This is a genomic window from Pseudoalteromonas maricaloris, assembly GCF_024746855.1.
In the GTDB taxonomy this organism is placed as follows: domain Bacteria; phylum Pseudomonadota; class Gammaproteobacteria; order Enterobacterales; family Alteromonadaceae; genus Pseudoalteromonas; species Pseudoalteromonas maricaloris.
Window position 1 is genome coordinate 983806 of record NZ_CP024625.1, and the last position, 12753, is coordinate 996558.

The following is a 12753-nucleotide window of genomic DNA, read 5'->3' on the forward strand; positions in this document are numbered from 1 at the left end:
ATATGGGGAATAGTGAGTTCAAAATCACTGACTAAGGTTGTTGATAGTCCTGCTTAAGGGATTGTGCGTTAGTTTTACACCTCCGTATTTCAGTCTCTTGTAATCAATATTCAACAAGCTAAGGTGGTTTCTAATCAAAGACAGCATTTGGATAAGCTGGTAGGCCCAATATAGGGAAGTTTATGAAAAGAAAAATATATCTTACCGTTAGCTATGTGATGTTTTCGCTAGCTTTTTTTGTTGCATACTCTCTATAGAAAGGATAGTTAGTGCATATAATTCGTGGGCCCTGTTATATTTGTCACCACCTTGGCTCCTTCAAATGGGCTTTGTTGTTTTTGTTGGGTTTACTTAGATACACCTCTTAGAAAAAATAGGCGCTTACTCGGTAGAGTTTGATTTAGATAAGTTACAGAAAACATCACAAAAAGGATTTTCCGTGGTGAGAAGCTCAATTATCGCCTCAGTGACCTTCTTAGTTGTATTTTGGTTTTGTCCATCATTCATGAATGAAGCAATTAATCTGTGGTATTTTAGTGCTGTTACTTATCCTTATTTATGCTGGAGAATTACTCGTTCATATCGGTATGTTCCATTTTATTATAAAAAAGCAATGTCATCTATAAAGCAACGAGTAGCAAAAAATCCAGGAAAGAAAGACCTATATGCCAATCATTATATATCGGTAAATAACCTAGAAAAACTATTGATGAAGACCGTTATGACAGAGAAGAAAAAGGTCTATTTGTGAATTTCAGTCGGTTTGATGTAGGAGTACTAGAGCGATTAACAAAAAAAATAGAGAAGACTTGCGTGAACTATTGCAACAGCAAAAAGAGCCAGAATGGATGGTGCCTATTACCGCATATTTTTGGGTCGATGGCGCAAAAAGCATAAGCTTTGAATCGTATCTGATAGTCAACAATCGTTAATCTTCTGACCTTTGCAACGTAAGCGTTGCCTAAACCACACCTAGTAGCTACGTGTTTTTGCCAGTTTGTAAAATAAAGTTCTGATCTTAATTTGGAGTTTACAATACTTAAAAATAAAACAGCTGAGTAATGGCTGCAACTTATCGAGCAACAGGAGCTCAGAGGTTTGTCTGTGACTTCTGCTTGCAGCACCATCTTAATACCAAGTTATTTCTATTGCCGTTGCAGTAAGCTTTGCAAGCCAACACCTCCTCAGTCACCTTTTATTACCGTTAAACCAACGTCACCGGAGTTGCCTCTGGAGTCATGTCACAGGTTCAATGAAAAAAGGTGAATTGCCTTGGCAAGGCATTGTTCGAGAGTTTTATGAAGAATCCTTGGTAGAAGTAACTGACCTATACAATGGCTAATTCTTAGATCAGTTTTATGCATCCTATTCGAACGTTATTCAGGTCATTTCAGTATTTGTAGTTAAGTGTCCAGCTAATCAAGAAATTGTTTTCAATGACGAAAATACTGACTTGAATGATGCACTCTAGAAGAAGTATTGAGGCTCTTACCTTTTCCAACGCAATATGTAGTGTTCAAACACGTATGGGAGTATTTTGGAGATAAGCCTATTAACGAGCTTTTTCGTATAAAGCTTGGCTAACGAGCAGTTAAAGCAGAGTAGCAATGCTGTTTGAATCAAGTTTAGTGATGCTAGAAGTACAGTAGGGCCTCGGTTATCCGACCCCTTGATTTTGTCGCGTGCATTTACCGCCTTAATGGACGGTAATAGGGAGATCGTTTACTACTAACGACTGGCCATTTTGCTGAGCTCTAAGAAAACTGGATACCAAAACATCGTTGGATAGGGTGCTGATGTCGTTAACGGTTTCGACCATGCAAAACGTAATGGAGTCCCAACCTAAATCTTTAATAAAGGCTTCAAGTTTATTGATGTTATCTTCGTAGTTTTCGTCTGTGGTTAGCAGGCCGATGGAGTGTTTGTTGCCGGGTTTGTACTTCCCTTGCTGAGTGATGGTGCATTTAGCGTAACCGCTCAGTACATAAACTGTATTTGTGCTTTTGTTCATATTGGTGACATGTTTAAGTTTAATTCTGATTTTGATTTCAGATGCATTTTTTAAACCAAGCTTGTAAATATTGCTCCGCTGTTTGCTTATGTATTGAAAGTATTGAGAAAATTTATTGTGTATTTATCTTGGTTGTTGAACCTATAAAAGGCGTCAATTTTTTGTGAGATTGAGTGATAGGGATTTCGCTTGAATTGTGTTTCTATCTAAAGCTACGCTGAAAACAAAGGGAGCTGAAGCATTACTTGTCGCCATAAATGGCGACCTACGTAGGGTACAATGCAAGAGCAAAGCTATAAAACCCAGCTTTTTCCGTGTGCTTATATCTGCCGCTTTGTCGAGATCAAAAGGAGTTGAAGCATTATTTTTCGCCATAAATGGCGACCTACGTGGGATAGCGTAAGGTTGCACTGCGAAATGCTGGCTTTGCTTTCTTTGTTTTGACAAGTTGCCTTAAACTATCTCGTTAACCTTGTTGCTGGTACGATGAGTTGTTACTCTCGAGTTCAATAAACAAAATTAAAGGCAACATCATGCAGGAATTTTTAGAAAAGTTTGCAATCACCACCAAAGTGAATGTGGTGTGGGGAGAAATGGATGCGTTGGGGCATGTGAATAACGTGTCGTATTTTCGCTATTTTGAAACCGCGCGAATCGATTTTTTGACTCAAACGGGCTTACTTTCTGTATTATCAGAACCTACCCATAGTCCGGTTTTACGTGATACGTACGCGCAGTACAAGCGACCAGTTACGTTTCCAGATACCTTGCATATTGGTTCATATATCACTGATATCAAAGAAGATCGCTTTACCATGCGCTATGAGGCGTTTAGCGAATCGCAACAAGCAGTATGCACAACGGGGTATGCGAATGTGGTGATGTTTAATATGAAAACAGGGAATAAATCGCCAATTCCAGAGAGCATGTTGGCCATTTTGAAGCAATATGAGATGGACGATAACCAATAGAAGCTTGGAGTTTAGGTATTGCTTTGTATCGATGTTTGAAAAACTGTCGCGGCATAAAGCCGCTGCTACGGGAATATAAGATGGATGATAATCAATAGAAACTCGGAGTTTAGGTATTGCTTTGTATTGATGTTTGAAAAACTGTCGCGGCATAAAGCCGCTGCTACGGGAATATAAGATGGATGATAATCAGTAGAAACTCGGAGTTTGGGGGTTTTGTTGCGTTGCTGTTTTCAAGTTGTCGCGGCATAAAGCCGCTGCTACGGGAATATAAGATGGATGATAATCAGTAGAGGCGCGGAGCTTGGATGTCGCGTTGTGTCGCTGTTTTAAAAACTGTCGCGGCATAAAGCCGCTGCTACGACAATACAAGATTGCGCTATGATTTTGATATCAAAAAGTGAGTAAAGGGACCAATGCCAATATTAACTGCGAGGCAGAATATAAAAGCGATAGTGACTGCGATCCAAGCTGAAGAGAGAACGCTTCGAACGCGTTATCCTATTTTAAATCAGCAAAACGGTATTGCTATGGTGATTTTGCTGTTGTCGTTAAGTGCGCTAATTGGCGTTGCCTCGCTTTATTATTTTGCCGTTATTCCTGCATGGCTATGTATTATCTTAGCGGCTTTTCTTACCTCTATTTCTCATGAACTTGAGCACGATTTGATCCACAAGCAGTATTTTAGTGACCGCCCATTTGTATATCATTTCATGATGTTGACGGTGTGGCTTATGCGGCCAAATACGGTGAATCCTTGGTATCGCAGGCAAATTCATTTACATCATCATAAAGTATCTGGTACTGAACAAGACATAGAAGAGCGCTTGGTGGGTAATGGTATTCAATCTTCTTGGTTGCGAGCTGTGGTGGTTACAGATGGATTGCTAGGTTTATTATTGAATGCCAAGCGGTTTAGTCGAGAAATCAAGGGTTTTACGTTTTTGCAGGTCTTTAATGCTGGCTTTCCGCTTGCCACGGCTTATTTTGCGACTTCATATGGTGTGATTACTTATTACATGCTGCAATTTATACAACCGTTTGAATTACCTAGGTGGGGAGCAGAGTTACTAGCGGTTGCTGAGTTTTTAATGGTGGTGCTGATTGTGCCTAATATGATCCGCTCAGCATCTTTAAACCTTGTCACATCTTCAATGCATTATTATGGCGGCGTGAGTAATGTGTTAGAGCAGACCCATGTGATCACCAGTCGCTGGTTTTTACCGTTTCAGTTATTTTGTTTTGATTTTGGTCGTACGCACACGATCCATCACTTTGTACCGAATCAACCGTTTTATATTCGACAATTGATCAGTAAAAAAGTACGCCCATTTATGGCTCAGCACGGAGTACGTTTTGATGACTTACAAAGCCTAAAAAATGCAAATCACTACCCGGACAAAGAGCGGGTTAGTCAAAAATAAAAAGATGCTTACAGCAAAAACTTATCCAACTGTTAGGCGGTTATTGATATCACGGCTGGTGAGTATCTGACTAGCATCAAATCCCGTTGAGCGTTTTGCCATACGGTCGTATAACAACACGTTGACTGTCGCGGCTAAGTTCATGCAGCCTGTGGTTGGTACATACACCACGGCATCGGCGGCATCCACGATTTCTTGTGGCAGGCTGCCATCTTCAGGGCCAAAAATGTATAACGCATTGTCGGGGTGAGCAAACAGTGGCAGTGGGGTTGCGCCCTCTACTAGCTCAACGCAGACAAGTGCACGACCTGCTACTTTTAAACTGATGAAATCATCAACTTGTTGGATGGGAATGTTGTCGGCAACGTTTTTTGTATCCGTATGATACTTTGCAGCCCTTGCATAACGATTGCCGCTAAAGTAGATGGCTTGCGCATCATAACAACCTGCGGCCCGTAATACGCCACCCACGTTGGTTGGTGATTTAGGGTTTACCAATCCGATAGCTACAAATGACTCGCTCATACTTTTTAATTCTCACTATACCGGCAGTAGCGCCACCAAAAATTCGACGAGCGATTGTATCATGCGCGTGATTTTGTGCCAGTTGGTATTGTTGGGGGAGAGTAGATGTTGTCGAGCTAAAGCTCGACCTACGTTTTTGCCTGGGATTGGGTAATCTGCGTTCTTGGGTAGAGCTGATGTTGTCGAGCTAAAGCTCGACCTACAGAAGTTGGGCTTAGTAGTCTTCTAACTCATCGTCAGATAAATCGTTTGATTTTCTATAGCCTGGCTTTGCTAAAATCTCAACATAAAAGGAAGTGAGGTTTTCAGTTTGCGTTTTATCAATCAACTTGTTTAGTTGTGATAGGTGCACCGGCTCGGCTTCGGCTTCTGTGTTACCAAACTTACAATCAAAATCCCAATAATCAGCGCCCGCTGGCAAAGTTTTGTTGCGCTCGCGCTTTAGGTATTTTTTAAGCTCATACTTAACCGCGTCAACGCGTCTTTCAAGTTTGATTTTAGGGTGAATTAGTTCAAATGTCTTTTTCATAGTTGCCTTCAAGCAAGAAATACTCAATCGGCAAAACAGTATGCCTGAGTAGATAATGTGTATTGATTTAAGCGTAAAGCTTACGCGCGAATAAATACAGGAATGTAATAGGATATTTTACGTTATATTTTGTGAACTGGCGAGGGACTTTATGAGTGTCCAAGAGAATAAAAGCTGAGTTGGTTGCGCGAGTTCGCAGCCAACCCGTATTGCTAACGTAACCATTGATAATGGTGGATTAATTCGCTTTTGGTTGCGTTTGAGTTGTGGGGGCTGGTGCCAATTTACGCTCCAAACGCTCTAGCTTTTCTGCCAGTGCGGTTTGTGTCATCTCTATTTGGGTAAGGCTTGCGCCGATCTCTATCTGTTTAGAGTCTCTGCTTTGTGCTTGAGACTTTAACTGATCAACATCGCCATTAATGGCAGCTATTTGATTTTTTAGCACACTAGCGGCTTGCTGTTGTTCTTCTAATAGCGATAGTTTTAAAGCAAGCTCCGTTTGACTCTGCGATAGCGTTTCTACTTTGGTAGTCGTACTGGTCTGGTTTTTAGCGTTATTACTTGCTTGCTCTTCGAGCTTTTTGATGTCTGATTGGTTTCTTCGCCACGCTGACGCCCATAGTTTATCCATCTGCGACCAAAGCTCGTCTGTGCGCTCGGTTAGTGTGTTCAATTTTGCTTGCATTGCACCCGCGGACAAGTCCATCTCTTCATCTGTGGCGGTGAGGGTATGTTCAAGCTCAGCAATGCGCTTTGTTGATTCGAGTAATTGTGCCTGGGTTGTTAAGTTTTGTTGGTAGAGCGCAAACGCCGCAGCGGCCAACGCAATAATCGAGATTGCACCCAACCAATTCATCATCCCCATACCTTTGGCGGGCTGGCTTGTTTGTTTGGTACTTTCTTTTGGTGCTGAGGTTTTACGGCTCGCTTGGGTGGTGGAGTTTTTATAGGCTTCAACCTGATCTAAATCTGGCGTAATACTGGGAAGCTCAGGTTCAATTCTCTTATCCAACGTACTTTCCTCTTTTTTGAGATTTATAAGGAGCCTTAGCAGCTTACTTGAAAATAACGCAATATGGAATCGGCTGGGTTAAGTGAGTCGATGGAGAAAGGGGAGAGCTTTGCCTATTTAACCTGAGCTGCGGATAATTAATGCCTTTCTAGCAGCCTGTTTTAGCGCTAACTGCGTTGAATTCACTTCCAATAGCCAGCTATTGGTGCGTAAATTCGCCTTGCCTACAGGATGTAGGTACCTTAGCGAGAGCAGGACGCGGAAGCGGTGTTTTCCCTAAAACTCTCTGGCTAGAAAAGGAAAAAACTAAGTTGTTCTTTAGAAACAATGAGTTGGAACATTCCTTATCCAAACCTCAGGTTATTTAGAAAAGCCAAAGGTGCTTTCTGATCTTGTAGCTAGTTTGAACTTACCGTTACTGTGATGACATCTGAGTAAGTACCTGCGGCATTTAGGCCGTTGGAAAGCGGGGTGATATTCAACGGCGTTGCTTTGGTTTCACCACTACTACCGGTACCTGCAGCTGTTGCATTGGTGTGCTGATATACACCATTTTGCAGATCTATCCCTTCGTTATCACCAATATTTAGGGTGTAAGCCAGTTTGCTGCCTTGACCGTTATCGGAAACTAAAAATCCGCCATTGGCAGAGCTATAAGAAGTGGTTGCGTTTTCGCCGGTATTGCACCAAACCTCTATTACGCCAATCTGCTGGGTTGTTTGGGATGCGTCTAGGTTTAGTCCCGTGGTGTTGTTTTCAGTACTAATTGTTTTGCAAGTGGGGTCTATAGTGCCTTCAAAGGAGAATTTACTTTCAGAAGCCGTTGTATCAATAACTGCAGCATGCACAAACATAGATGCGCTTACTAAAACTGCAAAGAGTAATTTTTGTATGGTGTTCATGGCTTCTTCCCCCTCAAATAAAGTACAGCAGTTATGTCTCAATTTGCAAGTGAAATACCACGGGCTACGGGATATTTTATCTGTAGATTTGGGGAGAGTAGAACATTATCTTAGCGCTATAAATTAATTGCCGGGATGTATAATTACTAGCCCGGCCATTTACTTTATTTGGGGGAGGGCAACGAGTGCTTTTGTCAAACGCTCACTGCCTCATTATTTTGTTAGTTAGGGCTAACCGTTACAGTGATGGTATCAGAGTATGTACCCGCATCGTTTAAGCTATTTGACTGTGGTGTGATCTTTAACGTAGTTGCTTGCGTGTCACCTGCGCTGCCTGTGCCTGCAAGCGTAGTTAGATGCTTATAAGTACCGCTTTGTAAGTCAACACCTGAAGTGCTGCCGATATCTAGCGTGTAAGCAATTTTGCTGTTTTTGCCGTTATCAGCAACTAAGAAGCCGCCGTTAGCAGAGCTATATTCAGTTGTTGCATTTTCACCTGTGTTACACCATACGTCTAGCGTACCAATTTCTTGAGTTTCTTGAGTAGAATCTAGATTTAAGTTAGTTACGCTGTTTGAGCCACTATCAGTTTTACACATGGCTTCAATAGTACCTTCAAAGGTGAAACTTGCTTCATTTCCTGTTGTTTCTACTACAGCAGCTGCCGCAGTCATTGACGTGATTGCTGAGGCAACAAATAGTGATTTAAGTAATGTGTTCATGGCGCATCCCCTTGAATAAAGTACTGCTTTATAATTTGTGTTAGGTTGAATACCTAGTTATTTCAAATCAAAAGCAATTGGTGTGCCAATGTTTTTAATGTTTGTTTTCTTTTTATTGTTTTGTTTTTTTGTTCTTATAATTCAAGTTGTTATCTTGGGTAGACAGTGAGTGATAAATTGTCGCGATAGTAGCCTGCGGGCATAAGCTCGGTATTACCTAGCTGAAATTCAAAGCCAAACCACGAATCTCTGACGCCGGGATAGAAATTATAGCTTCGCGTTAAACGTTCTGATGACGATATTTTGACGTTATCGAAACTAATTGCGTAATCAATAAGGGCTCGTTTGTTGGTTTCATGACGCAAGCCGTTATATTCAGAGTCTAGGACGATATCGTATGAGCTATTACTCAATATTTTTATACCCCAGTAAAAGCGCATATTCGTTTTTAGTTCGCCTAAGTCTATGAGGTAGTGACCATCATCGCCCGACACTTTACCTTTGCTTGAGTTATCGAGCGAGATGGCGATTTGTGGCTCGGCGTAATAGGTCATCTCCAGATATTGCTCTGCGATGACCTTATTGCGCCTTACAATAGACACTTTTACCGCACCATAGTAATAACCGGCAGGAAACAAACTGTAGTGCCTTAAGCGCATCCACATTTGTGTAGAGCGGCTAGTTAAGGCTGCTTTGGCGATACCGTTTTTAACGTTAATACGTTTGTATTGAGAGTCCAGCAGTCTACCGTATTTATCTTCAGTCGGGCCCGAGAAGACAAACGAATAATAATACGTATCTTCAACCCAGATTTCATCGGCACAATCTAAAAGCGAATCAGAGACTTGTATTTTTAGCGGTAAATATACAGTTACTCGATTGCCATACTCTTCTTTTATCTCGGCTGAGTTAGAGGTCGCCAAAAAATTGCCATCACATTTGTTGCGCTTCGCCAATGCAATAGGCGAGATCAAATAGCTGAGTGCAAGCAGCAAAAATAGTGCGAACTTCATTTGTTTGGATCTCCCTGTAATTGTGCTTGCTCAAGCGTGATGGTGCCAATTTTGATAAATCGTTTTTCGCCATCATTCACGGTAAATTGTCCGACGATGTCATTAATTTCGATTAGGTAGCTACCTGTACTGATACCTTCTACAACAAATCGACCCACTCGGTTGGTAAAAAAGGTGCGGTTGATCGGAGCGTTATCACTGTCGCCGGCATTAGATTGCCTTATTACTTGTCCTCTTCCCAGTGCAATAGGTGTGCCTTGTTCGTCGACTATTGTACCTATCACGGTATAAGATAGGTCCGAACCTACTTGAATATGGTGCCCTGTATTGGCGCCACCTACTAATTTATAAGTGCCGGGACCCCAATCATAACCCAGAGGGGCGTTGGGTACATTAATATTAAATTGATAGTTGGTGTAGCCAGTGCCCAAGTCAATTAATGCGCCAATGTGTTGCGTTGGTTGGTTTTGTGCACGGCCAGAGCGGTCGACGTTAACTAATACGTCGTTATTTTTTAATGTTTTATGCTTAGTAACTACAGCAAAAGGTGTGGTAGTGGTGGCGCCCATACCAAAGTGACCATCAGCAAAACCTATACTTGACGATAAGTTTACACTGGCGGAGCTGTCATTCGTAAATTGCGAGCGAGTGTAATTACTTGCAGTCATATCAGCTCTAAAAAATGCGTTAGTATGGCTGGCTTTTAGCTGTTCTTGCCTATACCCACTGCCTTTTTCCGCCCGTAATTCATAGCCATAGTCATTGACGTAGTTATTGTTTGTTTTAGCATAGCTTACGCTGGCGACTTTACTACGGTTGTTATATTGAGCTCTCGTGCGGACGTTGTCTTGGCGGTTGTAATGATTCCACGTAAAGTTAAGCACGAATTGATTTTCGGAGACGACACGAGGGTCGTCGCTGACATTATGGTTATATCCAACTCTTACCCTAGCCCCTTCATAGCGAAAATTAAGCTCAGCAGAGAGGTTCTTGGTGACCAAATCTTCATTATTTACTTGCCGCGTTGCGTTGAGCGTAAAGTCTATGTGGTCGTTGATAATATAGCTGTAGTCAGCAAAAGCCCTTTTGTTATTGCTGAGCGTGACTTCTTCAAGCCAAGGCGAGTTGCTAAAGTCTTCCATGATTTCATAACCCAAACGTAAGTTGGGCGAGCCATAATTACCATGACCAAAAATACTATGCTCTGTTTCTATCGAGAAAGCATTGCCGGAAATATCAGACGTTTTACTTTGCGAGTAACGCAGCGATACATTTCCCAAAGGGCTACTGAATGTGGTGATTGAGCCAAATACTTGCCCTTGTGGATGGGCCGCGCCATTAACTCCAAGTGAGAGTTTGTCGGTAACGCCATATTCGTAACTACCAGAAAGCAGCGCGTCGTCGTCATAATGATAACGACCATCATCTACTACCGATAAAAAACCAACTGCTAGCGAGTAGTCACTCACACCTTGAGCCAATAGCCGAGAGTTATAGTGACTAGTAAAATGGAAGTGCTGGGTTTCACCGTTGGCATATGTCGCAACAACGTGAATATTATTTATGCCTGAAGTCAGCGGTAAGTCATTGAGGTCATAGCGTCCCGCTTTGAGGCGTACTCTAGAAATCAAAAACTCATTAATAAATATCTCAAGTGTTGCAGGGCGGGGTAACATAAACTGTTGGCTGTTACCTGGGGTGATCTTACGTTGGGGTTGCAGCTTTGAATAGGCGCTTGCGACTTTGAAGCCTGCAAGTGGAGCACCCGATAAATGGCCATTGTTACTGCTTTGGGTATCACCTAAAGTGAATCGTCTCGGTTTTTCGGGCTGATCGTAAAATACTGCCGTATCACCACGGTAGACGTGACTTTGCTCGGTGCTGCCGCTTTCCCAAAAAACCGAACTGTGCATATTTATGCCGTTGCTACCGCCAACATTGGCATTTATAAGCCATTCGAATTGTGAGTGGTAGTTTTGATTATTGTCACTACGCTCATGGTTTAGGTTGAGATTATTCAGTAAAGCCCAACGCGCTTCTTGTGTTGGTTGTTCAAAGTATTTCTTTCTGCCATAAGAAAGCGTGTCTGTAGCCATGGCCGCTTCTGCTAGCGACATGTCTATAGTGAGATCTTGTGCCTTGAGATCAAGCGTAATTCCCTTTGCTTGTAACATATCTAGGGTGACCTCGTGCTCCTCAAGACTTGAGAGCCAATCGAGTACGTCTTTACTTAATACAGATTGTAGATTTTCCTTCAGCTGCATGGCTGAAACCGATTTTAAATCGTATCTATCTACAGAGGCAGAAACTTGCCCCACCTCGGCATTATTCAGCCGAACGGGAAAATCCATTGAATAAACCGCCGCCCATGCGGGGGCTGTCCACATCAGATAAAGTGGAGTAAACCAAAATTGTTTTAAACGAGGCAAGCGCAGGCTTGAGCGCATTGTTAACATCTAGCTATTTTTTATTTAGAAGCCAGTAGATTAATAAGCTCTACTGTTTTACTCGGCTTGTCATTGAGCAATGGCTGTAAATTTATCACCATAGTGTGATTTGGCATTATAAAACGGCCCGCAGTAACTGACTGAAACTTCACCCAATCTATGACAGTTGCGCCATCGTGGAAACGGTATTCAAACTGCGATAAGTCCAGAACTCGGTCACCTTGGTTACTTAGGGTGAGTGTACATTCGGTTAGCTCTTCACATTGCAGCGCGCTGTTTATTTGCGATTGAACACCATCCGGACTAACAAACACTAAAGTGGCAAAGTTAAATACCATTTTAACGCCAGATGCTTCATCTTCTCCGGGAAGTGGCAGCTGTTTGAAGACAATGCGATAAGACTGTGTTTGTTTGAGTTCGGGCGAGCCTAGGTATTTTGCTCTGAATACTTGATAACTTTTTGCCGGTACTTCCACTTGCGGAGGCAGCACAATAAAGTCTTCTTCGGCGCTGATCAGCACTTCTTTTTGGTGCTCGTCAAAAGTACGTTTAAGTACCTCTATCTCGATGGGTAAAGGATTGTCACTGGGGTTTTGGAGGCGGTAGGTCACGAGTGACTTTTTACCATGTGACGAGAGGTCGACAATCATTGGTTGTACTTGGTAAGCCAAAGCCGGAGCTGCTAAACAAAACAGCAATAACAACAATATACGCATTCAAACTCCAACACTGAGAAGACCAAAATTTCCGCTATACGATACCCAGACTATTTGGTATTACAAGGGTAACATATACGCTTTTTTTAATAATAACCAAATAGTATGGTTGAAATTAGAAGAGTGACAGTTTTTCACAAACCCGAATAAATCTACATTGCTTCAGTCTTCAGGACCAAGCAAAGTAAAGGTTAAATGTTTACGCATATCCTTTAAAATCACCCCTTTTTTCAGCATGGCGGCGCTTAAACGCTTTTGCCATTTAAGGAGTTCTGGCTTTGCGGCTTCCAGTGCCTGTTCGTTCTCAAATTGGAAAAAGAGTATTAATGAGCCGGGGAACAAGTGATATTCCACATCAAACCAACATTGCACCATGCCGGGAATTTCTGCACGAGCTTGTTCTTCGAGTTTGTCAGCAATGGTCAGTACCAAAGCTTGCTGTTTTTCTTGTACTTTTGAGAGCTTTTTCATAATGCTATGG

13 protein-coding genes are annotated in these 12753 nt (G+C 42.1%); 3 read left to right on the plus strand and 10 right to left on the minus strand.

Annotated features, from left to right (window positions below; genetic code table 11):
- Positions 1-1147: 1147 nt before the first annotated feature.
- Positions 1148-1342: an NUDIX domain-containing protein gene (locus CTT31_RS04120; protein ID WP_260492398.1), complete on the plus strand. Its 195-nt coding sequence runs from the start codon at positions 1148-1150 to the stop codon at positions 1340-1342.
- Positions 1343-1696: 354 nt separating this feature from the next.
- Here CTT31_RS04120 and CTT31_RS04125 read toward each other — a convergent pair whose 3' ends face one another.
- On the minus strand, positions 1697-2011 hold the full coding sequence (locus tag CTT31_RS04125) for a hypothetical protein (RefSeq protein ID WP_211859351.1): 315 nt from the start codon (positions 2009-2011) through the stop codon (positions 1697-1699).
- A gap of 533 nt (positions 2012-2544) precedes the next feature.
- Here CTT31_RS04125 and CTT31_RS04130 point away from each other — a divergent pair.
- Together CTT31_RS04130 and CTT31_RS04135 are read left to right on the plus strand one after the other, a co-directional pair.
- A complete protein-coding gene (locus tag CTT31_RS04130) occupies positions 2545-2982 on the plus strand; it encodes an acyl-CoA thioesterase (RefSeq protein ID WP_206471316.1) in 438 nt (145 codons plus the stop codon).
- 416 nt (positions 2983-3398) lie between these two features.
- Complete coding sequence (locus CTT31_RS04135) at positions 3399-4406, plus strand: fatty acid desaturase (protein WP_260492022.1); 1008 nt, start codon at positions 3399-3401, stop codon at positions 4404-4406.
- Positions 4407-4427: 21 nt separating this feature from the next.
- On the opposite strand, the gene CTT31_RS04140 is transcribed toward CTT31_RS04135, so the two are convergent.
- From CTT31_RS04140 to CTT31_RS04180, 9 genes are all read right to left on the minus strand, one after another.
- Positions 4428-4931 (minus strand): RNA methyltransferase, encoded by a 504-nt coding sequence (locus CTT31_RS04140; RefSeq protein ID WP_260492023.1) that lies wholly within the window; start codon positions 4929-4931, stop codon positions 4428-4430.
- 214 nt (positions 4932-5145) lie between these two features.
- Positions 5146-5460 carry a DUF6172 family protein gene (locus tag CTT31_RS04145; RefSeq protein WP_260492024.1) on the minus strand — a complete coding sequence of 105 codons (315 nt, stop codon included), beginning with the start codon at positions 5458-5460 and terminating at the stop codon, positions 5146-5148.
- Between the two features lie 238 nt (positions 5461-5698).
- The gene (locus CTT31_RS04150; protein WP_260492025.1) at positions 5699-6472 is read right to left on the minus strand and encodes a hypothetical protein; all 774 of its coding nucleotides are present in this window, start codon (positions 6470-6472) and stop codon (positions 5699-5701) included.
- Positions 6473-6870: 398 nt separating this feature from the next.
- Positions 6871-7374, minus strand: a complete 504-nt coding sequence (locus tag CTT31_RS04155) for a hypothetical protein (RefSeq protein ID WP_260492026.1) — start codon at positions 7372-7374, stop codon at positions 6871-6873.
- A 221-nt stretch (positions 7375-7595) separates the two neighbouring features.
- Positions 7596-8096 (minus strand): hypothetical protein, encoded by a 501-nt coding sequence (locus CTT31_RS04160; protein ID WP_260492027.1) that lies wholly within the window; start codon positions 8094-8096, stop codon positions 7596-7598.
- A gap of 149 nt (positions 8097-8245) precedes the next feature.
- The gene (locus CTT31_RS04165; RefSeq protein ID WP_211859358.1) at positions 8246-9109 is read right to left on the minus strand and encodes a hypothetical protein; all 864 of its coding nucleotides are present in this window, start codon (positions 9107-9109) and stop codon (positions 8246-8248) included.
- Complete coding sequence (locus CTT31_RS04170) at positions 9106-11565, minus strand: fimbria/pilus outer membrane usher protein (protein WP_260492028.1); 2460 nt, start codon at positions 11563-11565, stop codon at positions 9106-9108. Before CTT31_RS04170 ends, CTT31_RS04165 begins: the two co-directional genes overlap by 4 nt.
- 11 nt (positions 11566-11576) lie before the next feature.
- On the minus strand, positions 11577-12272 hold the full coding sequence (locus tag CTT31_RS04175) for a fimbrial biogenesis chaperone (RefSeq protein WP_130126760.1): 696 nt from the start codon (positions 12270-12272) through the stop codon (positions 11577-11579).
- 162 nt (positions 12273-12434) lie between these two features.
- Positions 12435-12743: a hypothetical protein gene (locus CTT31_RS04180; protein ID WP_010370578.1), complete on the minus strand. Its 309-nt coding sequence runs from the start codon at positions 12741-12743 to the stop codon at positions 12435-12437.
- Between the last annotated feature and the right edge of the window lie 10 nt (positions 12744-12753).